This is a genomic window from Actinoallomurus sp. NPDC052308, from assembly GCF_040679195.1.
Lineage (GTDB): Bacteria > Actinomycetota > Actinomycetes > Streptosporangiales > Streptosporangiaceae > Actinoallomurus > Actinoallomurus liliacearum.
In genome coordinates, this window is record NZ_JBFAUM010000023.1 from 93,016 (window position 1) to 114,918 (window position 21,903).

23 protein-coding genes are annotated in these 21,903 nt (G+C 71.6%); 13 read left to right on the forward strand and 10 right to left on the reverse strand.

Features of this window, described 5'->3' with window-relative positions:
• Positions 1 to 7 precede the first annotated feature (7 nt).
• The gene (locus AB0L00_RS35565; RefSeq protein ID WP_364441695.1) at positions 8 to 664 is read right to left on the reverse strand and encodes a hemerythrin domain-containing protein; all 657 of its coding nucleotides are present in this window, start codon (positions 662 to 664) and stop codon (positions 8 to 10) included.
• Between the two features lie 55 nt (positions 665 to 719).
• Between AB0L00_RS35565 and AB0L00_RS35570 the strand changes: the two genes are divergently transcribed.
• Complete coding sequence (locus AB0L00_RS35570) at positions 720 to 3,965, forward strand: BTAD domain-containing putative transcriptional regulator (protein WP_364441697.1); 3,246 nt, start codon at positions 720 to 722, stop codon at positions 3,963 to 3,965.
• Between the two features lie 37 nt (positions 3,966 to 4,002).
• Positions 4,003 to 4,905, forward strand: coding sequence for an aminoglycoside phosphotransferase family protein (locus AB0L00_RS35575; RefSeq protein WP_364441699.1), 903 nt, complete (start codon positions 4,003 to 4,005; stop codon positions 4,903 to 4,905).
• 40 nt (positions 4,906 to 4,945) lie between these two features.
• On the opposite strand, the gene sigJ is transcribed toward AB0L00_RS35575, so the two are convergent.
• Positions 4,946 to 5,884, reverse strand: coding sequence for an RNA polymerase sigma factor SigJ (gene sigJ / locus AB0L00_RS35580; protein WP_364441701.1), 939 nt, complete (start codon positions 5,882 to 5,884; stop codon positions 4,946 to 4,948).
• Between the two features lie 155 nt (positions 5,885 to 6,039).
• Here sigJ and AB0L00_RS35585 point away from each other — a divergent pair, with 155 nt between their 5' ends.
• On the forward strand, positions 6,040 to 6,669 hold the full coding sequence (locus AB0L00_RS35585) for an LUD domain-containing protein (RefSeq protein WP_364441702.1): 630 nt from the start codon (positions 6,040 to 6,042) through the stop codon (positions 6,667 to 6,669).
• A gap of 130 nt (positions 6,670 to 6,799) precedes the next feature.
• Here AB0L00_RS35585 and AB0L00_RS35590 read toward each other — a convergent pair whose 3' ends face one another.
• On the reverse strand, positions 6,800 to 7,192 hold the full coding sequence (locus AB0L00_RS35590) for a RidA family protein (RefSeq protein ID WP_364441703.1): 393 nt from the start codon (positions 7,190 to 7,192) through the stop codon (positions 6,800 to 6,802).
• 111 nt (positions 7,193 to 7,303) lie between these two features.
• Between AB0L00_RS35590 and AB0L00_RS35595 the strand changes: the two genes are divergently transcribed.
• The 4 genes from AB0L00_RS35595 to AB0L00_RS35610 all read left to right on the forward strand — a co-directional run bounded on the left by AB0L00_RS35595 (position 7,304) and on the right by AB0L00_RS35610 (position 11,045).
• Complete coding sequence (locus tag AB0L00_RS35595; protein ID WP_364441706.1) at positions 7,304 to 8,302, forward strand: YafY family protein; 999 nt, start codon at positions 7,304 to 7,306, stop codon at positions 8,300 to 8,302.
• 87 nt (positions 8,303 to 8,389) lie between these two features.
• Positions 8,390 to 8,797: a YciI family protein gene (locus AB0L00_RS35600; protein ID WP_345348159.1), complete on the forward strand. Its 408-nt coding sequence runs from the start codon at positions 8,390 to 8,392 to the stop codon at positions 8,795 to 8,797.
• A complete protein-coding gene (locus tag AB0L00_RS35605) occupies positions 8,794 to 9,939 on the forward strand; it encodes a DUF6596 domain-containing protein (protein WP_364441708.1) in 1,146 nt (381 codons plus the stop codon). The genes AB0L00_RS35600 and AB0L00_RS35605 overlap by 4 nt, the downstream gene beginning before the upstream one ends.
• 176 nt (positions 9,940 to 10,115) lie before the next feature.
• Positions 10,116 to 11,045 (forward strand): RNA polymerase sigma-70 factor, encoded by a 930-nt coding sequence (locus AB0L00_RS35610; RefSeq protein ID WP_364441709.1) that lies wholly within the window; start codon positions 10,116 to 10,118, stop codon positions 11,043 to 11,045.
• A 108-nt stretch (positions 11,046 to 11,153) separates the two neighbouring features.
• Here the strand turns inward: AB0L00_RS35610 and AB0L00_RS35615 are convergent, their stop codons facing one another.
• A complete protein-coding gene (locus AB0L00_RS35615; protein ID WP_364441710.1) occupies positions 11,154 to 11,813 on the reverse strand; it encodes a TetR/AcrR family transcriptional regulator in 660 nt (219 codons plus the stop codon).
• 116 nt (positions 11,814 to 11,929) lie between these two features.
• Between AB0L00_RS35615 and AB0L00_RS35620 the strand changes: the two genes are divergently transcribed.
• Entirely contained in the window at positions 11,930 to 12,328 is a 399-nt protein-coding gene (locus tag AB0L00_RS35620) for a Dabb family protein (protein ID WP_364441711.1), read from the forward strand.
• 18 nt (positions 12,329 to 12,346) lie between these two features.
• Here the strand turns inward: AB0L00_RS35620 and AB0L00_RS35625 are convergent, their stop codons facing one another.
• Positions 12,347 to 13,054: an SDR family NAD(P)-dependent oxidoreductase gene (locus AB0L00_RS35625; RefSeq protein WP_364441713.1), complete on the reverse strand. Its 708-nt coding sequence runs from the start codon at positions 13,052 to 13,054 to the stop codon at positions 12,347 to 12,349.
• Between the two features lie 102 nt (positions 13,055 to 13,156).
• On the opposite strand from AB0L00_RS35625, the gene AB0L00_RS35630 reads away from it, so the two are divergent.
• On the forward strand, positions 13,157 to 13,996 hold the full coding sequence (locus AB0L00_RS35630) for a helix-turn-helix transcriptional regulator (protein ID WP_364441714.1): 840 nt from the start codon (positions 13,157 to 13,159) through the stop codon (positions 13,994 to 13,996).
• Between the two features lie 33 nt (positions 13,997 to 14,029).
• On the opposite strand, the gene AB0L00_RS35635 is transcribed toward AB0L00_RS35630, so the two are convergent.
• Entirely contained in the window at positions 14,030 to 14,704 is a 675-nt protein-coding gene (locus tag AB0L00_RS35635; protein ID WP_364441715.1) for an alpha/beta fold hydrolase, read from the reverse strand.
• A gap of 94 nt (positions 14,705 to 14,798) precedes the next feature.
• On the opposite strand from AB0L00_RS35635, the gene AB0L00_RS35640 reads away from it, so the two are divergent.
• The gene (locus tag AB0L00_RS35640; RefSeq protein ID WP_364441716.1) at positions 14,799 to 15,389 is read left to right on the forward strand and encodes a TetR/AcrR family transcriptional regulator; all 591 of its coding nucleotides are present in this window, start codon (positions 14,799 to 14,801) and stop codon (positions 15,387 to 15,389) included.
• Positions 15,390 to 15,398: 9 nt separating this feature from the next.
• On the opposite strand, the gene AB0L00_RS35645 is transcribed toward AB0L00_RS35640, so the two are convergent.
• Both AB0L00_RS35645 and AB0L00_RS35650 read right to left on the reverse strand, forming a co-directional pair.
• The gene (locus AB0L00_RS35645) at positions 15,399 to 16,367 is read right to left on the reverse strand and encodes a pyridoxal-phosphate dependent enzyme (RefSeq protein WP_364441717.1); all 969 of its coding nucleotides are present in this window, start codon (positions 16,365 to 16,367) and stop codon (positions 15,399 to 15,401) included.
• 163 nt (positions 16,368 to 16,530) lie between these two features.
• On the reverse strand, positions 16,531 to 16,989 hold the full coding sequence (locus tag AB0L00_RS35650; RefSeq protein ID WP_364441719.1) for a nuclear transport factor 2 family protein: 459 nt from the start codon (positions 16,987 to 16,989) through the stop codon (positions 16,531 to 16,533).
• 140 nt (positions 16,990 to 17,129) lie between these two features.
• On the opposite strand from AB0L00_RS35650, the gene AB0L00_RS35655 reads away from it, so the two are divergent.
• The gene (locus tag AB0L00_RS35655) at positions 17,130 to 17,804 is read left to right on the forward strand and encodes a formylglycine-generating enzyme family protein (RefSeq protein WP_364441720.1); all 675 of its coding nucleotides are present in this window, start codon (positions 17,130 to 17,132) and stop codon (positions 17,802 to 17,804) included.
• 50 nt (positions 17,805 to 17,854) lie between these two features.
• Here AB0L00_RS35655 and AB0L00_RS35660 read toward each other — a convergent pair whose 3' ends face one another.
• Positions 17,855 to 18,502, reverse strand: coding sequence for a class I SAM-dependent methyltransferase (locus AB0L00_RS35660; protein ID WP_364441721.1), 648 nt, complete (start codon positions 18,500 to 18,502; stop codon positions 17,855 to 17,857).
• A gap of 85 nt (positions 18,503 to 18,587) precedes the next feature.
• Positions 18,588 to 20,051 carry an EamA family transporter gene (locus tag AB0L00_RS35665; protein ID WP_364441723.1) on the reverse strand — a complete coding sequence of 488 codons (1,464 nt, stop codon included), beginning with the start codon at positions 20,049 to 20,051 and terminating at the stop codon, positions 18,588 to 18,590.
• Between the two features lie 198 nt (positions 20,052 to 20,249).
• Here AB0L00_RS35665 and AB0L00_RS35670 point away from each other — a divergent pair, with 198 nt between their 5' ends.
• Both AB0L00_RS35670 and AB0L00_RS35675 read left to right on the forward strand, forming a co-directional pair.
• Entirely contained in the window at positions 20,250 to 20,900 is a 651-nt protein-coding gene (locus AB0L00_RS35670; RefSeq protein WP_364441724.1) for a LysE family transporter, read from the forward strand.
• Positions 20,901 to 21,038: 138 nt separating this feature from the next.
• Positions 21,039 to 21,785 carry a MerR family transcriptional regulator gene (locus AB0L00_RS35675; protein WP_364441725.1) on the forward strand — a complete coding sequence of 249 codons (747 nt, stop codon included), beginning with the start codon at positions 21,039 to 21,041 and terminating at the stop codon, positions 21,783 to 21,785.
• Positions 21,786 to 21,903: the final 118 nt, after the last annotated feature.

The following is a 21,903-nucleotide window of genomic DNA, read 5'->3' on the forward strand; positions in this document are numbered from 1 at the left end:
GCAGGGTTCAGCCGCGGACGCGGCGGATGTGGCGGGCGTAGCGGGGGCGGCCGATGACGTGCCAGACGACGCGGACCGGGGTGGGGAGGCCGCGCAGGACGAGGGCGCGCTCGGCCGGGTTGGCGTCTTCCAGGACGGCGCCGAAGAGCGTGAGCAGGGTGGGCTTGGGGGTGTTGTTCACCAGGTGGTCGCCCAGGGAGGCCCACTCCTGTTCGGTGATGTGCTTGGCCGCGAGCGGCAGGAGGGTGGCCTCCTCGTCGTCGAGGTGTTCCAGCAGGACCGCGCGGTGCTCGGTGAGGGCGGCCACGAGGGTGTCGCGTTCGTCGGCGCCCGCGGTGGCCTCCCAGGCGGGGACCGCGGCGTCCAGCCTGGTCAGGGTGGCCGCGATGCGTTCGTGCTGGGCCTCCATGCGCAGGACGATGTCGGCCTCCAGGTCCACCCGGGAAAGGAGCGGCGGCCACAGCAGCTCGTCCTCGCCCTCGTGATGGTTGTGCAGGCCCAACCGGTAGATGCGGAAGTGGTCGGCGATCACCTTGGCGCGAACGGTGTCACCCGGGGCGACGGCCGCGACGAGCTCCACCAGCAGCCGTGACTCACGGCGGAGGACGCGGTGGACGATCTCCATGTCCTGGGTGTTGACGCTCATCTGTTCCTTGCCCTTCATCGGTTGCGATGTGTTCAGGCTGCTCCCGGGCCTTTGGAGGGGACTTGGAGGTGACTTGGAGCAGTCCACGTACGATGTGCGGATCATGGTCTTCGTCCGGGTGCTGGGTTCGTTCGCGGCCGAGGTGAACGGTGAGACCGTTCACCTCGGCGGGCCGCGGCAGCGGGGCGTGCTGGCGTTGCTGGTGGCGGCGCGTGGGCAGGTCGTGCCGGTCGACCGGATGATCGAGGATCTGTGGCGCGGGGAGCCGCCCGCGCGGGCGCTGATGTCCTTGCAGGCGTACGTGTCCAACCTGCGCCGGCTGCTGGAGCCCGGGCGTCCGCCGCGCACGCCGGCCCGGCTGCTGGTGAGCGCGTCGCCCGGTTATGCGCTGCGGCTCTCGCGGGAGTCGGTGGACGCGTGGCGGTTCGAGGACCTGCTCGACCAGGCCCGTACGGACACCGACCCGCGCGCCGCCCGGGCTCGGCTCGCCGAGGCGCTGGGGCTGTGGCAGGGACCGGCGTTCGCCGAGGTCGCCGACGAGCCGTGGGCCGCCGCCGAGACGTCCCGGCTGGGCGAGCTGCGTCTGGTCGCCACCGAACTGCACGTCGCGGCGGGACTGCGAATCGGCGACCCCGCCGCGGTGGTTCCCGAGGCCGAGCGGCTCACCCGCGACGAGCCCCTCCGCGAGGAAGGCTGGCGGCTGCACGCCTTGGCGCTGTGGAGCAGCGGCCGCCAGGCCGACGCGCTGGCGACGCTCCGCCGCGCCCGCGGCATCCTCGCCGAGGAGCTCGGGCTCGACCCCGGCCCGGACCTGACGGCGTTGGAGGAGGCGATCCTCACCCAGCGCACGGACGTCATGCGCGAGACCGTGCCCTCGCCCCCGCCGACCGCACCGCTGCCGCGGCCGGCTCCGATCAACGAGGCGCCATTCGTCGGACGTGAGGCACAGCTGTCGGCACTGGTCATGGCCGCCGCCGAGGCCGCCACCGACGGCGCCCGCATCGCCCTTGTCACCGGCGAGGCCGGGCTCGGCAAGTCGACGCTCCTGGAACACCTCGGCAGGCGCCTCGAACGTGACGGATGGCTGGTCGCCGCCGGCCACTGCCCCGAGGTCGACAGCGCGCCGCCCGCCTGGGCCTGGACCGAGGCGCTGAGAGCCGTCGCCGCGACCACGTCCCCAGGCGAGTTCGCGGACGCCCTCGCGCCGCTGCTCACCGACACCGAGCCGGTGAACGCCGACCCCACCGCCGGACGGTTCCGGCTGCGCCAAGCCGTGTGGAAGTGGCTCGCGGCGGTCGCCACGGAACGACCGGTCGCCGTCGTGCTGGACGACCTGCACTGGGCGGACGCCGCCACGCTGGAACTGCTCGGCGGCGGCCTCGGCCTGCGGGCCCCGATCCTGGTCGTCGCCGCGTACCGCGCGGACGAGAGTGGGCACCTCACCGAAACGCTGGCCTCCCTCGCGCGCGCCGCGCCCGTCCGCCTAGCGCTGCCGGGGCTGAACGACGAGGCCGTCGCGGAGCTCGTACGGAACGAATGCGCGGCCGACGAGGAGACCATCGCCGGGATCGCCGAGCGCACCGGCGGCAACCCGTTCTACGTGCGCGAAAGCGCCCGGTTGCTGAACGGCGAAGGCGCGCTGGTCGCCCTCTCCGAGGTCCCCGAGGGAGTACGGGACGTCCTCCGGCGCCGGCTCGCGCGCCTGCCCGAGGGAGGCGTGTCCATCCTCCGGCTCGCCGCGGTCGCGGGCCGGGAAAGTTCAGTGGACGTCCTCGTCAAGGCCGCCGACACCGACGAGGACGGCGTGATGGACGCGCTGGACGCGGGCGTCATCGCCGGGCTCCTCGACGAGCCCGGCCCAGGCCACATCCGCTTCGTCCACGCCCTCGTCAGGGACACGCTCGTCGCCGACCTCAGCAGATTGCGTGCCACCCGGATGCACGCCCGGATCGCCGCCGCTCTTGAAGGCACCGACGACATCGCGGCGCTGGCCCACCACTACGCGCGCGCCGGCTCACCGAAGGCCGTCGGCTACTGCGTCCGGGCCGCCGAGCTCGCCGAGGCCCGCTACGCCCACGACGTGGCGGCCGACCTCCTCACTGACGCCGTCACCAACTCGACCGGACCGGACGAACGCGTCGAATTGCTCGGCAGGCTGCTGCGCGCGCAGATCCGGGCGGGAGCCGTCGGAGCCGCCCGCGAGACACGCCGTGAAGCCGTGGAGTACGCGGAGTCCCTGGGCCGGGACGACCTGATGATCGCCGCGTTCACCGCGTGGACAGAGCCGACCGCCTGGCAGGCCCGTACGTACGGCACGGTGGACCGGCCCATTGTCGACCGCCTGAGCCGCCTGCTGAAGCGCGACCTGGCCCCTCCGGTGCGGTCCCGGCTCCTGACGGCGTACGCGAACGAACTGGTCGGCGAGGACGACCCGACCGTCCTGGAGGCAGCGCAGGAGGCACTCGACCTCGCCACCGAACCCCGGCTGCGGGCCGCGGCACTCCAGATCCTGACCCGAGTCCACGGCGACGCCGAGCTCTGCCGGGAACTCGTGGAGATCGGCGCCGAGTACGACCTGCCGGTCTACCGCGTCACCGGGCTGCTCAACCACGCCTCCGGCGCCGCCGCCGCCAACGACCCGGTGACCATGCGCCAGGTGACCACCGAGGCCCTGGAACTCGCGCGCACCTACCGAATGCCCGAGGCGATCGCCGTCGCCGAGATCACGCTGGCGACCCTGGCGCTCATCGAAGGCCGATTCGCCGACGCCGAACTCCTCTACATCAAGGCCGACGAGGGCATGCGGCGCATCGGATCGGTGCACGCCACGGGCTTTCTCCACCTCGCCCTGGCCACGATCTGGCTGAACGACGGTACGCTCGGTGCGCACCTGGACGACGTTCGCGCCCTCCACACCGCGCTCGGCCCCATTACCTCCGACCTGCTCGCGCTCGCCCTCCACGCCAACGGCCTGGACGCCGAAGCCCGCGAGGTCCGCGCGTCACCCAGCCCGATCCGCCCCGACTTCTTCTTCACCTTCCTCACAACCTTGCGCGCGATGGCCATCGTCGCCTTGAACGACCGCGACGCCGCCGAGGAGATCTACGCGACGCTGCTTCCGCACCGCGGCGGCCCCCCGGCGGGCGCCACGAGTCTGTCGGTGGCGCTGCGCCCGGTCGCCCACGCCCTCGGCGAGTTGGCCGTCCTCCTCGGCCGCGATCAGGAGGCCGCCGCCCACTTCACCCAGGCCGCCACCATCGCCGACCAATGGAACGCACCCTCCTGGGCCGCCGAGGCCCGGTCGCGAACGACCACCTGAGTGTCCGGTCCGCCTGCCTCGCGTACGGTCACTTCACATGACCGACTCCGAGATCGAGATCACCGCCGAGCTGGTACACGATCTTCTCAAGGAGCAGCATCCGGACCTTGCGGGGTTGGCCATCCGCGAGGTGGCGGGCGGCTGGGACAACCAGATGTGGCGCCTTGGGGATGAGCTGGTCGTGCGCATGCCGCGCACGGAACGTGCCCCGGATCTCCAGCGCAAGGAGCGCCAATGGCTGCCCGTCCTGGCCCCGCGCCTTCCGCTCCCGGTTCCGACTCCTGTGCGGATCGGCGAACCGTCCGCGCGCTTCCCGAGGCTCTGGAGCGTCATGACGTGGGTTCCCGGCGAGCCACTTGACTCCGCCTCGATCAGCCGCGACGACCACGCGGCCGACACTCTGGCGGGCTTCCTCAGGGCGCTCCATGCGGAGGCGCCCGCCGAGGCGCCGACCAGTTCGGACCGCGGCGCTCACCCCAAGAAGTGCACGGACGGCTTCGAGAAGTCCTTGCAAGCCGTTGCCCTCGGCGGCATCGCCGCCGACGTCCGGGCCGTCTGGGACGATGCTGTCGCGGCTCCCGAGTGGGAGGGTCCGCCGCTATGGCTGCACGGTGACCTCCATCCCGCGAATGTCGTCGTCTCGGACGGGACGCTCTCGGGCGTGATTGATTTCGGTGACATGTTCGCCGGCGATCCGGCGTGGGACCTCGCGGCCGCGTGGCTGCTCCTTCCCGCGGGCGCGGGCTCACGGTTCTTCGAGGTGTACGCGCGCGCGGACGAGGCGACGATCCGGCGCGCCCGAGGACTGGCCGCGCTGAAGAGCCTTTTCCTTATTCGTATGGGCCAGAACGGGGATCGGGGCCTGCCTGGTGGCAAGCCGACATGGGGACCCGCAGGCCGGGCGGCGCTCGAGCGTGTTCTGACATCCGGCTCGAGCTGACCCTCTCCCGCAATGGCCCCCGCTCCCGTCGCGACGCTCCTCAGCCCATCGTCCAGCGACGGAGCTTCTCGGGGTTGCGTACCACCCAGATGCGCTTGATCCGCTCGCCCGTGACCTCGAACGCGAACACCGTCACGGTGACGCCGTCTTGCTGAGCCACCAGGCCGGGCTGACCATTGACCGTACGCTCCAGGAACGTCATGTTGCCGGGCCTTCGGTTGGCGATCTCGATCCAGGCGCGCGCGACCTGCTCGCCGCCTTCGATGGGGCGCAGGAAGGTGGTGACGAGGCCGCCGCCGTCGGCGATCGCCGTGGCGTCGGGGTCGAGCAGGCCGATCAGGGCGTCGATGTCCTTGGCCTCCCATGCCTGTTTGAAGTCCCTGACGATGCCGGCCTGCTGGGTCGTCGGACTCGCGGGGCCCTGCGATTCGCGAATGCGGCGGCGGGCCGAGGAGGCCAGCTGGCGGCATGCCGCCGGTGTACGGCCGACGATCTCGGCCACTTCGGCGAAGGAGTGGCAGAAGACGTCGTGCAGGATGAACGCGACGCGTTCGGCCGGGGTCATCGATTCGAGCACGACCAGGAAGGCCATGTTGACCGACTCGTCCAGGGTGACCCGGTCGGCCGGGTCGACGGTCGCACCGCCCGGCCGCCCGCTGATCCACTCCGTACGCTCGGGCAGCGGCTCGGGGATCCACTCGCCCACATACCGCTCCCGCCTCGCGCGCGCCGAGCCGAGCACGTCCAGGCAGATGCGACTGGCGACCCTCGTCAGCCAGGCGCCGGGGGACGCGATGGCCCCCTGCTGCTCCCGGGACATGGCGTACCAGCGGGCGTAGGTCTCCTGGACGACATCTTCGGCCTCGGCCAGCGAGCCGAGCAGCCGATAGGCGAGATTGATCAGCTGCCGCCGCTCGCTCACGATCGCGTTCAGACCCGGGTCGGCCCGGCCCTCTCCTGGCCCGTATCCGGTGGTCATGGTGTCGCCCCCCCTGGTCGCATCCGCTCTCACCGGTTCGACGAGACAGCCCCTTGGAATGTGAGGCCGGTGCGTCGCCTCACATTCGCAGCGGCTGTGTCGTCGTACTGCTCGGAGGAACGCACCATCCAGCGAACAGGAAGCACAGAGACACCATGACCATCCCAACGCCGACAGCACCGTTCGCCGACCCGGCGCCCGCGCAGCACCTGGAGCGGGCGGCCGCTGCGTTGACCGCACACGGTTTCACCGTCGAAATCCTCGACGACGCCGCCGCCGCGCGTACCCGCGTCAAAGAGCTGATCCCCGAGGGCGCCAGCGTGTTCACCGGGGCCAGCGAGACCCTCCGCCTGTCCGGCATCGATGAGGACATCAACGCCAGCGGACGCTACGACGCCGTCAAGCCACGCGGCCTGGTCATGGACCGCGCCACCCAGATGCGCGAGATCTGGCGGCTGATGTCCACCCCTGACGTCATCGTGGGCAGCGTCGCGGCGGTCACCGAAACCGGCTCCCTCGTGGTCGCCTCGGCCAGCGGAAGCCAGCTGCCCGGCTACGCCGGCGCCGCCGCCCGCGCGATCTGGATCGTCGGGGCGCAGAAGGTGGTACCCGACCTGGGCACCGCGTTGCGGCGCCTCGAAGACCACTGCCTTCCGCTGGAGAACGAGCGCGCCATGAAGGCCTATGGGCAGCCCAGTTCCCTCAATCGCCTTCTCATCCTCAACGCGGAGCCCCACCCCGGGCGCGGCACCGTCCTTCTGCTCCGCGAAGCCATCGGATTCTGAACCACCGGTGGGGACCCGATTCAGCAGAGGCCCCGATTCGGCACAGGTACGGTGCGCACGGCGTCACCGGCTGTGCCGAATCGCCCGGCCGACGTCGCCGGGCCCACAGGGTCGATCCGTGTGTCTCGTCCTACTCGGGGATGATCGCTACGGCGTCGATCTCCACGAGAGCACCCGGGCGGGCGTGTCCTGCGGTGGAAACGACCGTGACGGCCGTGCGGTGATCGCCCCACACGGATCGCGCCGCCGCGTATCCCACCTGCGCGTCGACCCCATTGACGAGGTAGATGTTGAGTTTGACGACATGCTCGGGACCGGTACCCGCCGCGGCGAGCACGGTCAGCACGTTCCGCATCGCCTGAGCGGTCTGCGCTTCGACACCGTCGAGCAGGTTCCCGGTGCCGTCGCTGCCGAGTTGGCCACCGACATAGAGCGTCCGGGCCGCCGGTGCGATCACACCCTGTGTGAAGGCGGGGTTGGCGGCGAGTTCTCGAGGGTCGAGGTGCGTCGTCTTGGCGGTCATGAGTCTCTCCTGGAGCTGCCGGGTTTCCGGTCTGGTTCGACCGGATTCAGGGAGTCACGCTGACACTTCTAGCGGACAGAATCGGTCCGCTATCTGGCAGGGTGGGGCGACATGGACAGGGCCGGCGGTGACGAGCGGAGTACGACGGAGCGGGTGCTCACCCTGCTCGGGTTGCTGCAGCAGCGCCAGGTCTGGACCGGGCCCGAGCTCGCCGACCGGCTCGGGGTGACGCCGCGCACGGTACGGCGTGATGTGGAGCGGCTGCGCGCGCTCGGCTATCCGGTGTACGCCAGCCAGGGTGTCGGCGGCGGCTACCGGCTCGGCCCGGGACAGGACCTGCCGCCGCTGCTCCTCGACGACGAGGAGGCGATCGCCACGGTGGTCTCGCTGCTCGCGGGCGCGGGTGGTGCGGTCGCCGGTGCCGGCGACGCCGCGCTTCGGGCGCTGACCAAGCTCGACCGGGTGCTGCCCACCCGGCTGCGGCACGAGGTGCGCGCGCTCTCCGGCTCTGTGGAGTCCTTCTCCGGAGGCCGCGTGCCGGTCGACCCGGAGGTGCTCATGACGCTGGCCCGAGCCTGCCGCGACGAGGTCGAGGCCGGCTTCGACTACCCGTCCGGGAGCGAGGTGCGACGGCGCCGGGTCGAGCCGTATCGCCTGGTCGCCTCCGACCGGCGCTGGTACCTCCTCGCCTACGACCTCGATCGCGACGACTGGCGTAGCTTCCGCGTCGACCGGATGACCGATGTGTCCGCACGGACCTGGCGCTTCCACCCGCGCGCGGCGCCCGACGCGGCGACGTACGTCCAAGAAAGCGTTGCGAGTCGGGTCTACCCGCACCAGGCGCGCTTCCTCGTGCACGCCCCGGCCGACACGGTGCGCGCGCAGGTTCCGGCATCGGCGGCCGTCGTACGGCCGCGCGGCAGCGAGTTCTGCGAGGTGCTCAGCGGCGCCGGCAGCCTCGACTTCGTGCTCATGCACGTGCTCCTGCTGGGGCACGACTTCGAGGTACTGGACCCTCCGGAGCTCAGGAGACGCTGCCGCGCGCTGGCGGAGAGACTCCTGTCGGCCGGTGCGGCGATCTCGCCGGTGCCGGACGTGGAGAAGTCATGAGCCTCGGGTGTCGAGAATGTGGCGCCGGCTCCGTCCCAGGGACGAGAGCGGCCACGACGGGCCGCGCGACGACGAAGGAGAACCACGATGAAGTACCTGCTGCTGAAGCACTACCGAGGTGGCCCGGCCCCCGCCGTGGACTACGGGTCGATGGACCAGTGGACGCCGGAGGAGGTCGACGCGCACGTGCGGTTCATGCGCGACTTCGCCGCCCGCCTGGAGGAGACGGGTGAGTTCGTCGACACCCAGGCCCTGACGCCCGAAGGAACGTTCGTGCGGTACGGCGGCGAGGGGCGCCCGCCGGTGACCGACGGTCCGTTCGCCGAGACCAAGGACCTCATCGCCGGCTGGTACATCATCGACGTGGAGTCCTGGGATCGCGCGGTCGAGCTGGCCGGGGAGCTGTCCGCCGCTCCCGGGCCCGGCGGCGAGCCCATCCACGAATGGCTCGAGGTCCGGCCGTTCTTCACCGAGCCGCCCACGGTGACCGAGTGAAGGAGTCGCTGCTGCGGGAGCTCGTGCCCGCGGTGATCGGTGTCCTCGTCCGACGCGGAGCCGACTTCGCGTCGGCCGAGGATGCCGTGCAAGAAGCCCTGATCCGGGCGCTGGAGACCTGGCCGGACGATCCACCGCGCGAGCCGAAGGGATGGCTGGTCGCGGTCGCGTGGCACAGGTTCCTCGACGCCACCCGTGCCCAGGCGTCGCGGCGGTGCCGCGAACTCGCCGTGCACGCCGAGCCCGCCGCCGGTCCGGCGCCCGCCACGGACGACACGCTGCGGCTCTACTTCCTGTGCGCGCACCCCACCCTGCCGCCGGCCTCGGCCGTCGCCTTGACGCTGCGCGCGGTCGGCGGCCTGACCACGCAGCAGATCGCGACGGCATACCTGGTCCCCGAGGCGACCATGGCGCAGCGGATCAGCCGGGCCAAGCGGCGGATCGCGGGGCTGCCCCTCGACCGGCCCGGCGACCTCGGGACGGTGCTGCGTGTGCTGTACCTCGTATTCAACGAGGGATACGGCGGAGACGTCGATCTGGCGGCCGAGGCGATCCGCCTCACCCGCCAGCTCGTCGCCTTGACGGGCGATCCGGAGGCCGTGGGGCTGCTCGCGCTCATGCTGCTGCACCATGCGCGCCGTGCCTCTCGCACCGGTCCGGGAGGTCGCCTGGTGCCGCTCGGCGAGCAGGACCGGTCGCGCTGGGACACCGGCCTGATCACCGAGGGGGTGACGATCCTGCAGGCCGCGCTGGCCCGCGACCGGCTGGGCGAATACCAGGCGCAGGCCGCCATCGCCGCCCTGCACGCGGACGCCCGGAGCGCCGCCGAGACGGACTGGGTGCAGATCGTGGAGTGGTACGACGAACTGGCGCTCCTCACCGGCAGCCCGGTGGTGCGGCTCAACCGCGCGGTGGCGGTCGGCGAGGCCGACGGACCCCAGGCCGGCCTGGCGGCGCTGGCCGACGTGAGCCCCGACCTGCCCCGTTACGCCGCGGTGACCGCATACCTGCACGAACGCGCCGGCGACCTCGAGCACGCCGCCGAGCTGTACGCCGAGGCCGCCCGCGCCGCCACCAGCGTGCCGGAGCGCGACCACCTCACTCGAAAGGCCGCACGGGTGCGGCAACTGCTGCGTCCGTGAGTGCTGCGTCGCCCTCTCCAGCCACCGACCACGCTCCTGCCGCTGCTCGCGCCGGGGTCCGACTTCGACCGCGCGGCGATGTGAGGTACGCCATCGACCCCTGGATGTCACAGAACGACGGCGACCGGCATCTGATGCGTGTGGCACAGTCGACAGCGAACAGGCAGGAACCGATCATGAGCGAGCACGTCAAGCCGACGGACACAGCAGACCCGCTCGCCGGCGGCGACCGAACCGACGCCGCCACCGAGGCGTTCGTGACCCACCGCAACCTGCTGTTCACCGTCGCGTACGAGATGCTCGGCTCGGCCGCCGACGCCGAAGACGTCCTGCAGGAGACCTGGTTGCGGTGGACGGGCGTCGACCTCGACACGGTGCGGGATCAGCGCGCCTACCTGGTCCGGGTCACCACCCGCCAGGCACTCGGCCGCCTGCGTACGCTCCGCCGCCGCAAGGAGGCCTACGTCGGCCCGTGGTTGCCCGAGCCGCTGCTGACCGCGCCCGACGTGGCCGAGGACGTCGAGCTGGCCGACAACCTTTCGATGGCGATGCTGCTGGTACTGGAGACGCTCGCGCCGACCGAGCGGGCGGTGTTCGTGCTGCGTGAGGTGTTCGACCTGGACTACGACGAGATCGCCGAAGCCGTCGACAAGAGCCCGGCCGCGGTCCGCCAAATCGCCCACCGTGCACGCGCACACGTCGCCGCCCGCCGACCACGCGGAACCGTCTCCCCGGCCGAGACCCGAGGCGCGCTGCAAGCGTTCCACCAGGCGATCGAAACCGGCGATCTCCAACGTCTGCTCGACATCCTCGCACCCGACGTCGTCTTCCTCGGTGACGGTGGCGGACTCGCGCAGGCAGCGCTGGAGCCCATTGTGGGGGCCGACCGGGTGGCCCCTCTGGCCGCCGGGTTGAGCAGGTTCGGCGCTGCGTCGCTGCAGTCGACACAGGTCAACGCCTATCCGGCGCTGGTTCTCCGGCTCGACGGCGAGGTCGACACCGTCATGGCGATGCGCATCGACGACGGTCTCATCACCGGGCTCTACGCCGTACGCAACCCCGAGAAGCTGTCGCGCATGGAGCGGGAGACCGCCCTGCGCCGCTGAGCCCAAAACCCCGGAAACGAGTGCGCGAACGGCATCTCCACCCGTACATCGCCGGCGACGGCGCGACGAAGTCCTCCCCCGGCGCGTTCCGCCGGCGCCGCCGAGGCGTCAGGAGGGATCCACGGGGGCCGCGCCGTATGCCCGCAGGAAGGTGTCGACGGCGGCGGCCGCCACGGCACGGGTCTCCGCGGCGCTCACCTTCCGGCTGCCCAGTTGGGAGCGGGTCTCCATCGGACCGGTGAGCAGCGCGAGGAACTGCTCCGCCGCCTGCGTCGGGTCGCACGGGCGCAGGTGCCCGGACAGGCACAACCGCGCCAGCCGGTCGGCCAGCCCCTCGGCGAGCCGGCCGGAGGTGCGCCGATGCACGACCTCGATCACGTCAGGGAAGCGGTTGAGTTGGGCGTAGGCGAGCCGCCGTAGGGCGCGGGAACGCTCGTCACAACAGATCCGGAGCATGCGGTAGGCGACGTCCTCCATGGTGGCACGGAGGTCGTCGCCGATGTCGCGCATCCGGTCGACGACAGCGAGGTTGTCCGCCATGACGGCGTCGGCCGCGGCCTCGATCGCGTGCCGGAACAGGTTCTCCTTGTCGCTGAGGTGGTTGTACACGGTCGGCTTGGCGACGCCCGCCACCTCAGCGATCTCCTGCACACACGCCTGCTCGTAACCACGACGGGCGAAGACGGTGAAGGCGGCGTCCAGGATCGCCACCCGTTTGTCGATCCGGCCACGCGGGGCCGACCGCTTGGTGGAAGCCGTATCCGTCACCCTCACAGGCTACCAACCAGGACGATCCACTGAACTCACTGGTTCACCGTCTCAGCGATCACGTGTATCGTTCGGATCAATCAGGTGAACCAGCGAGTTCAAAAGGAGAGAGATCCATGATCGTCAACCTGCTGCGATTCGCGTTCCGGGACGGGACGTCCGACGAGGAGAGAGCCGAGGTGCTGGCCGCCATGCGGCGTACGGCGACGGTCGAGTCGGTGTCCTTCTCGACCGTCGGACAGGACCTGGGAGATCCGGCGGAGGGCTACACGCACGTGTACTGCGCCGCGGTCGAGGATCTCGCGGCGCTCGAGCGTTACATGTACGACCCGGTGCACCTGGAGGGCGACCACCTCATCATCCCGCGCCTGGCGCGGCTGTCCGCAGTGCGCTTCTCGGACGACCCCGACCCGGAGTTGGCGGCGAAGATCGTCGCCATGCATCTGAAGAAGGTCGCGACGTACCCCGAGTGGGGCGCGTTGCTGAACGCGATCCCGGACGTACAGGTCGCCTGACCGCGCAGAGCGGCAGCGTTACCAGGGAAGAGTGCCCTCGGCGTCGAAGTAGCCGCCGGTCGGGCCGTCGGGGCCCACCTGCGCCATGCGCACGATGATCTCGGCGCCCTCCTCCACCGTCTGGATACCCGTGTGACCGTTCAGGTCGGTGGCGGTGTAACCGGGCTCGACGGCGTTGATCCGCATGTTCGGGAACGCCTTGGCGTACTGCACCGTGACCATGTTGAGCGCGGTCTTCGACGCCGGGTAGGCGACTCCCGGGTACGCGTACGTCGGCGTGCCCTCGGCGGTGACCGCGGTCAGCGAGGCCAGGCCGCTGCTGACGTTGACCACGACCGGGGCCGCGGACCGCCGCAGCAGCGGCAGGAAGGCGTGGGTGACGCGAACGACGCCGAAGACGTTCGTCTCGAAGACCTCCCGCATGATGTCCGCGGTCACCTCCGCGGCGCCGACCACTCCCCCGTCCTGCGTCCGCCCTTCGATGCCGGCGTTGTTGACCAGTACGTCCAGGCCGCCGTCGGCCTCGATCGTCTTGGCCGCCGCGGCGACGGACGCGTCGTCGGTGACGTCGAGGAGGACCGCCCGCGCGCCCAGCCGCTCGGCGGCCCGGCGACCGCGTTCGGCGTCCCGGCTGCCGATGTAGACGGTGTGGCCCGCGGCGATGAGTCGACGGGCGGTCTCGTGACCGAGCCCCTTGTTCGCTCCGGTGATCAGTGTTGTCGTCATGTCTCCAGGCTGCCGCCGCGTGCGGGAGACACCCAGCCGTCCCGTCTTCCTGGGACCACCGGTACCAGGCAGGTCCTCGGCCGGCCGTGCACACTGGTGGGCATGACCACGACGGAGTTCGGGCGGACGGTGCACCGCTGGCGCGACCGCGTCTCCCCCGAGGTCGCCGGACTGCCCGCCGGTGGGCAGCGGCGCGCGCCCGGCCTCCGCCGCGAGGAGCTGGCCCTGCTGGCCGGCATCTCCGTCGACTACGTCACCCGCCTCGAACAGGGCCGCGCGGCCAACCCGTCCGCGCAGGTCGTCGAGGCCCTCGCCCGGGCCCTGCGGCTGTCGGGCGACGAGCGGACCCACCTGTTCCGCCTGGCCGGGCTGGTACCGCCGGGCCCCGACACGGTGCCCGCGTACATCACCCCGAGCGTCCAGCGGATGCTGGACCGGCTGGCCGGGACGCCCGTGGCGGTCTACGACGCGTCCTGGACGCTGCTCGTGGCCAACCCGCCGTACGCGGCCTTGATGGGTGACCCGTCCGGCTGGCGGGGCAACGAGCGCAACGGCGTGTGGCGGAACTTCCTCGGCCACGAGGGCCGGACCCGGCAGACGCCGGAGTCCCGGCGCGCGTTGCAGGCCGCGCTGGTCGCCGACCTGCGCGCGACCGCCGGCCGCTATCCGGGCGACCAGCGGCTCCGGCGGCTGGTGGCGGACCTGCGCGCGCACAGCGAGCGGTTCGGCGAGCTGTGGGACTCCGGTGCCGTCGGCCGCCACGAGGCCGCGCGCAAGACGATCGACCATCCGCAGGTAGGCGCCCTGACGCTGGACTGCGACGTGCTCACCGTGGCGGGCAGCGACCTGCACATCATGATCTACACGGCCGAGCCCGGCACCGAGGACGCCGAACGCCTCGCCCTGGCCATCGTGCTGGGCACTCAAGCACTCGTCGGCTGATCGCCACTGCGGTGGCCGTGGCCTCCCCGTCGGTCAGGCCGGTTCGGCGGCTGCCAGCAGGACCTTCAGCAGGTCCTGCGGTGCGTCCCGCATGAGGTTGTGCCCGCCGTCCAGCGCGTACGTCGTCCACGCGGGGTCCTCGCGGAGCCGCCGGTAGACGGGCGTGAACGGGGAGGGCCCGGCCCACCCGGCCGCGTACACGTAGACCCTGCGACGGAGGTGCGCCAGGTCGCCGGTGAGCCGCAGGGGCTGCATCAGCGAGGCGAGCGGATGGGGCGTGGCCCGCGTGTCGAAGAACGGCAACGGCCGTACGCCGTAACCGGTGTCGGTGACGTCCGTGTACCACCGCCGCTCCTGGTCGGTGACCAGTGACCAGCAGGAGTCGCCGTTGCCGGGCACCATGGCGTCCAGATAGACGAGGGTCCCGACCCGGTCGGGCGCGCGGTCGGCCATCCCGGTGATCACCATTCCCCCGTAGCTGTGGCCGACGAGCACCGCGTCCTCGATGTTCTCCGCGGCCAGCACGCCGATGCCGTCCTGGATGTGCGTGTCCAGATTGACTCCGCCGTGCAGCAGATGACCGCGCTCGGCGAGCCCGGTCAGCGTCAGCGGGTGGACGCGGTGCCCCTCCGCGCGAAGCCGCCCGGTGAGCTCCTCGAAACACCAGCCCCCATGGCACATGCCGGGGATGAGGACGTATGTCGCCACAGTCGTGCTCCTTCATGACCGAACCCAAAGATCGAACCGATCGGTACGATCATTGAATGGTAGCTGCGATCGAACCGGTCGGTACTATCCATGCATGCCGGTTCCCAAGGGCTCGACCATCGACCCGGCGCGAACTCGCGCCGCCATCCTCGAAGCGGCCACTCCGGTGCTGTACGAGCGTGGCCTCGACGGCATCGGCGTCGCCGAGCTGTGCACCCGTATCGGGGTGTCCAAGGAGACGCTCTACCGGCACTTCGGCACCAAGGACGGGCTGGTGCGGGCGATGCTCGAGGAGCGGAGCGAGCGGGTGACCCGGTGGTTGGCCGACGCCGTCGCGGCCGCCGGGCCGGACCCCGCCCGCCGGCTCACCGCGGTGTTCGAGGCGCTGCAGCAGTGGTACGACGACCCGGTCTTCCGCGGTTGCGCGATGCTGAACGCCGCCGCCCAGCACCACGTGGAGGCCGTACGCGCCATCACGGCCCGTCATCTGGACCGTTACCTCGAGCTCCTCACCGGCATCGCCGACCTGGCCGGAGCCGCCGACCCGCGGGCCCTGGGTCGGCAGTTGCTCATGCTGGTCGAAGGCGCGACGGTCGTGGCCGCCCACCACGACGCCGCCGACGCGGGTGAGCACGCCCGTCAGGCCGCGCTCACCCTCCTGTCCGCCGCCTCCCGCGGCGGCTGACCGCCTCGGTCAGCCGCCGCAGAGCTCGGCGAAGCGCCGGGCGCCGATGTTGCCACCGGAGACGATCACACCGACGCGCGGCGGGATCGGGGCGATACGGCCGGCCAGGAGGGCGGCCAGCGGCGTAGCGCCGCTCGGCTCGATGACGATCTTCATGCGTTCGAAGGCCAGCCGCATCGCCTCGCGGATCTGGTCGTCGGTGACCACGGCGATCTCGTCGACCAGCCGCCGGTTGATGGAGAAGGTCAGGTCGCCCGGGATGTCCGCGGCCTGGCCGTCGGCGATCGTGCGGGGCACGGGAATGGACACGCGCCGGCCCGCCTCCAGGGACCGCTTGGTGTCGTCCCCCTCCTCCGGTTCCACGCCGATCACGCGGATCGCCGGGGTGAGACCCTTGGCGGCCGTCGCGCTGCCGGCGATCAGCCCGCCGCCGCCGACCGGGACCACCAGGGCGTCGAGTTCGCCGACCTCCTCGATGAGTTCGAGCGCGGCGGTGCCCTGTCCCGCGATGACGTGCGGATGCTCGTAGGGCGGGATGAGCGCCAGGCCGCGGTCGGCCGCCAGGGCCTCGCCGATGGCGACCCGGTCGCCGGTGTAACGGTCGTACGTGACGATCTCCGCGCCGTAGCCGGCGGTGGCGTCCATCTTCGACTTCGGGGTGTCCTCGGGCATGAGGATCACCGCGGTCGTCCCGAGTTCGCGCGCGGCGAGGGCGACGGCCTGGGCGTGGTTGCCCGAGGAGTACGCGGCGATGCCCTTGGCCAGCTGCTCCGGCGTCAGCCGGGAGGCGGCGTTGTAGGCGCCGCGGAACTTGAACGCGCCGATCCGCTGCAGGTTCTCGCACTTGAGGAAGACCTCGGCGCCGACGAGCGCGTCCAGGGTCCGGGAACGCAGTACCGGGGTACGGTGCGCGACGCCCTCGATCCGGGCGGCGGCCGAACGGACGTCTTCCAGGATTACCGGTGATGTGTCGGTCATGCTCCGTCTTTCTGCGAGGCGATGGCACCGGGCTCGGCGCCCTCGGGCGAGGCCGCGGTCCGGGCCTCGGCGAGATGGTCGTAGGTGGACGCCCGGGAGATTGCCGAGCCGAGCCGGGCGGCGACCTGCCGCGCCACCCCGCGTACGGCGAGGATTTCAGACCTCAGTGGATCGGGAGGAGGGCGCCGCGTTCCTCGGTGGGGCGGGGTCCGAAGATCCGCCGGTCGGCCTCCGCGATGCGGACGTCGTTGATGCTGGCCTCGCGGCGGCTCATCAGACCCTCAGGCGTGAACTCCCACAGCTCGTTGCCGTAGCTGCGCCACCACTGACCGGTCGCGTCGTGGCATTCGTACTGGAAGCGCACCGCGATCCGGTCGCCGCGGAATCCCCACAGCTCCTTGCGGAGGGCGTAGTCGAGTTCCCGGTCCCACTTGTCCCGCAGGAAGGCGATGATCGCGGACCGGCCCGTGACGAACCGGTCGCGGTTCCGCCAGACCGAGTCCTCGGTGTAGGCGAGCGCCACGCGTTCGGGATCACGGGTGTTCCAGGCGTCCTCCGCGGCCTGGACCTTCTCCAGCGCGGTCTCCAGGGTGAACGGCGGGAAGGGTGGTCGTGCGGTCACGGGAGCCTCCTCGAACGGTCGGACACGTCTCTTCTAACGAACGTAGCTCCTGAAACCCGTTAGAAACGCTGACGTCCACCTCCACCGCCGATAAGCCGCGATGACGGAGTCGGCCGCGGGCATGGTGGGATGGGCGAATCATGGAACGCGAATCAGCCGTCGGTCTGATGGACATCCCCGGCGGACAGGTCATGCTGCGGGACGAGGGCACGAAGCGGAGCTGGGAGGTCGAGGTCACGGCCTTTCGGCTCGCCGCTCACACGGTGACCTGGGACCTGTACCGGGAGGTACGCGGCGAAGGACCGGTGGCGGACGCCCGGCCGCGCACGCCGGTCACCGACGTCTCCTGGAGGGAGGCCGTCGAGTTCTGCAATCGCCTCTCCCGGGCGGCGGGGCTTCGACCGTGCTACTCCGGGGGCGACGACGTCGACGGGCAGGACGTCGTGTGGGACCGGGACGCCGACGGTTACCGGCTGCCGACCGAGGCGGAGTGGGAGTACGCCTGCCGGGCCGGGACCACGGGCGTCCGGTACGGCGAGCTGGCCGAGATCGCCTGGTACCGCGCGAACTCCGGCGGCGTGGTGCACGAGGTCGGGGCCAAGAAGCCGAACGCCTGGGGTCTCCACGACATGATCGGCAATGTGTGGGAGTGGTGCTGGGACCTCTACGACCCCGCCGTCTACGGCCCGTACCGCGTCTTCCGCGGCGGGGGCGCGCACGACCGCACCTGGGGCTGCCGGGCCTCGTCCCGGCGCAAGAGCCACCCCACCTTCCGCATCGACGACCTCGGGTTCCGCCTCGCCCGGTCACGGTGAACCCCGGTGCTCGATCCGGGTTCCGCCCTACCGGGCTTCGTGGCCGGCCGTCACGCGTCGGCCCGGCGGGCCAGCAGGTAGGCGCGGCGGGTGTCCACCTCACCGGCGTAGGGCACGCGCTCGGCGCGCGTCTCGACCGTGAATCCGGCCGCCTCCAGTGCCCCGGCCACGTCGCTGGGTTCGAGGAACCGGAAGTCGATGTCCACCGAATGACCCCACCACTCGTCCAGATGCCGGATCTCCGTGCCGATGTGGAAGGACAGCAGGAACAGGCCGGCGGGGCGCAACGCCCGATGGACCTGCTCGAAGGCGCGGGACAACTCGGTGGGGTGCAGGTGGATGATCGAGTAGAACGCCACGGCCGCGCCGAACTCACCGGCCGCGGCCGGCAGCGCCAGCAGATCCCCTTCGCGGAACTCGACGGCCGGATACTCCCGGCGGCCGACCTCGACCATCGCCGCGGACAGGTCGACGCCGACCGCGCGTACGCCGTGGTCGGCGAGCCAGCCCGCGACGTGCCCGGGCCCGCATCCCAGGTCGGCGATCGGCGCGTCCCGACCGGTCTGCTCGATGAGGGACGTCAGCAGCGCCCGGTCCAGCGGCTTGCCCGCGAGCTCGTCGCGGAATCCCGCGAAGTAGTCCTCGGCCACCGCGTCGTAGCCGCGGCGGACGGAGTCGTGGTCTCCATGATCTTCCACGGCCGACAGCATCGCACGAGGCTCGCACGGCGGGAACCGCAGGCGCGGAACCGGTCGGGGTCCGCGGGCACGGACCAGGCCGGTGTCAGGAGGCGGTGTCCGGAGCCTCCTCCATCCTGCCGAGCATCTCGCCGAGCCACGCCCGCTCGGCCGAGGTGGTGGCCCGGGCGATGTGCTGAATACCGGATCGGAACGGAGACGTGAGCTCGTCCTGGCGCAACACGCGGTCGTCGTGGACGAAGAATCCGCGTCCCGGGTCGTCCAGGAACTCCAGACGCCGGCGGAGCACCGTGGCCTGCGCCCTCCTGGACGGCAGCAGATGCAGGAAGGCCAGCAGGACGAAGTACTTGTTGCGGTCGGTGATCTCCAGCTCGTCCGGTTCGGTGAGGCGACGCCGGAGTTCGGCCTGTCCCTCATCGGTCAGCTCGAAGACCTGACGTGCCGGTCCCCCTGAGCCGGGTTCGGAACGGCGCGTCACCAGGCCCTGCCGCCGCAGCCGCTGCAGCGCGGGGTACAGGGAGCCGTCGCTGACCGGCCGTACGTGCCCCACCAGCACGGTGATCCGCTTGCGCAGCTCGTAGGCGTGCATCGCGTGCTCGGAGAGGAATCCGAGGATCGCGAGTTCGAGGATGACGCGCACCTCCCGACGGGCGCTCGGCCGCGCGGTCGCACGGGACAGGACGCCGAACGCCATGATGGCCGCCAGTACGACCCCGGCCGCCGCCGACTGTAGCGATGATAGGTGCTCGCCCAGGACGATCGCCCCGAGGAGGACGGAGACCACCGGCGCGGCGAAGGAGACGAGGGAGGCGCGTACGGCGCTCACTCGCTGCATGAGGACCGTGTTGGCGAGCCAGCCCAGTCCGGAGCACACGACGCCGAGGAGGACGGTGGCCAGCCACGGGCCGGGCCGCCAGGTGACCCGGGACAGGTGCGCGGCGGCGAACGGGGAGGCCATGACGGTCGCCACCGTCATCTGCGCACAGGTGAGGGTGAGCGCGTCGTCGCGCCGGAGGCGGCCGCGTACGAGCAGGTTGCCGGCCGCGTAACTCACCGCGGCGGCCAGCGGCAGCACCGACCAGAGGCTGAACCCGCCGGGCGCGCCGGTCGTCAGCAGCGCCGTCCCTCCCAGTGCGACGGCCAGGCATGCCGCCTGACGCGGGCGCAGGCGCTCCGCGGGCAGCAGGACGTGAGTGCCGACCGCGATCCAGATCGGCGTGCCGGCCAGGAGCAGCGCCGTCACGCCGCTCGCCACATGGTGTTCGCCCAAGGTGATCAGGACGGACGGGAGTGCGGCGCTGCACAATCCGACGGCGAGCATCTCGCCCGGCTTGGCGCGCAGCAGCCCGGCGACGTCGGCGACCGACCGCGCCAGACCGCGACGCACGGCCATGACCGTCAGGAGGGTCAGGCCGGCGAGCGCGAAGCGGACGAAGGTCAGCAGATCAGCGGGCAGAGCACGCCCGGCGATGGAAATCAGCAGGAACGGGACGCCGAGCGTCAGCGTCACCCACAGGCCGATCAGGCCGGTCGACCATCGGAAGGACACGGAAAGTAGATTAACTCGATTCGAGGTAGTCCGCGCTACCGGCCGATCGGCCTGATGCGAGAAGTCGCGCGGGCCGGAAAACGGGTTGCCGCGCGGATCGGACGGCGGGCAGGATCCGCACATGACCACGACCAGTGCCGTACTGCCGCCGACCGCCGCCGTCCGACCGGTGCGGGTCCAGCGGCAGCAGGGGCGACCGTGGAGGCCGATCACCGTACGGCCGTGATCGCCGCGCTGGTCGCGGGACTGCTCGCCGGCTACGGCATCGCGGTCCCCGTCGGAGCGGTCGCCGCCTACCTCATCACGCTGACCACCCGGACGTCCTTGACGACCGGCGCGTGCGCCGCGCTCGGCGTGGCCACCGCCGACGGCCTGTACGCGCTGGTCGCGACGGTGGGAGGCTCCGCCGTCGCCGCCGCGATCCGGCCGGTGCTGGTCCCGCTGCGCTGGTGTTCGGCCCTCGTACTGATCGCGCTGGCCGTCCGGGGGCTGGTCGGGGCGGTGGCCCGTCACCGTGAGCGCCTGACTCACACTCGGCCCGCCGGGCCGCCGACGAGTCCCGGCCGGGCCTACCTGGGACTGCTGGCGATCACGATGCTGAACCCCACCACCATCGTCTACTTCACGGCGCTCGTGCTGGGCGGCCAGAACACGGTGGCCGCCGACCAGCCGCGGCGGGCGGTGTTCGTCCTGGCCGCCTTCGCAGCGTCCGCGAGCTGGCAGCTGTTGCTGGCCGGCGGCGGCGCGCTCCTCGGCCGGGTGCTGACCGGCGCCCGGGGACGGCTCGTCACCGCCCTCGTCTCCAGCCTGGTGATGACCGCCCTGGCCCTGAACCTGCTCATCACCTGACGCCGGACCCTCGGCGGGCCGGTGTCCTCCGGCGGATCATGCCGGGTACCCGGCCGTACCCTTCAGCTCATGACCGGGCGAAGCGAGGGAATCGATCGGCACAGCACCTTGGTCATCGGGGCCGACGAAGGAGGTCCCATGACCGAACTCGGCGAGCGGGCGGGGCTCCGCTCCGTCGACCTGGCGCGCCTGGCGGGTGTCTCGACACAGCAGATCCGCAACTACGAGGAGGCGGGCATCCTCCCGCCCGCGACGCGCACCGCAGCCGGCTACCGCCGGTTCGAGGACCGGCACCGCCGCGCGCTGCTCACCTACCGGACGCTCATGAGCGGGTACGGCCACCGCGCCGCTCAGGCGATCATGCGTGCGGTGCACGCCGGGGACCTGCCTCGAGCGCTCACCCTCGTGGACGCCGAGCACGCGGCGCTGCACCGGCACCGGTCGTCCCTCGACACGGCGAGCGAGGCCGTCGAGGCGCTGGCCCGCCAGGCACCCGACGTGGAGCCTGTGCCGCGTTCGGGTCTGAGCATCGGCGAGGTCGCCGCGCGCATCGGGGTGCGCAGCTCCGCGCTCCGCGTGTGGGAGGCCGAGAGGTTGCTCACCCCCGGGCGCGACCCGATCACCGGATACCGCCGGTTCGGCACCGCCGATCTACGGGACGCGCGCCTGATCGCCGTCCTTCGTCAGAGCCGCTATCCCCTGCCGCGGATCCGGGCGGTCCTCGACGACCTGCGCCGTACGGGGAGCGGCGACGCGCTGAGCGCGGCGCTCAAGGAACGCCGGGACGCCCTGAACCGGCAGGCGACGGCCATGCTCGACGGCTCGGGTCGGCTGTACGCCTACATCACCGCCGGGCGGCCACACCCCGACGAGGGTTCCCCGTAGCAGCGGCCGCGCCGGCGTGTGCGAACACGTCGTCGAGCTCGGCCGGGCCGCCGGCTCGGTGATGTTCTGCGTCAGCCGCGACCAGTCGTCACCGTCGGCGTCGATCCAGTCCGTCGGT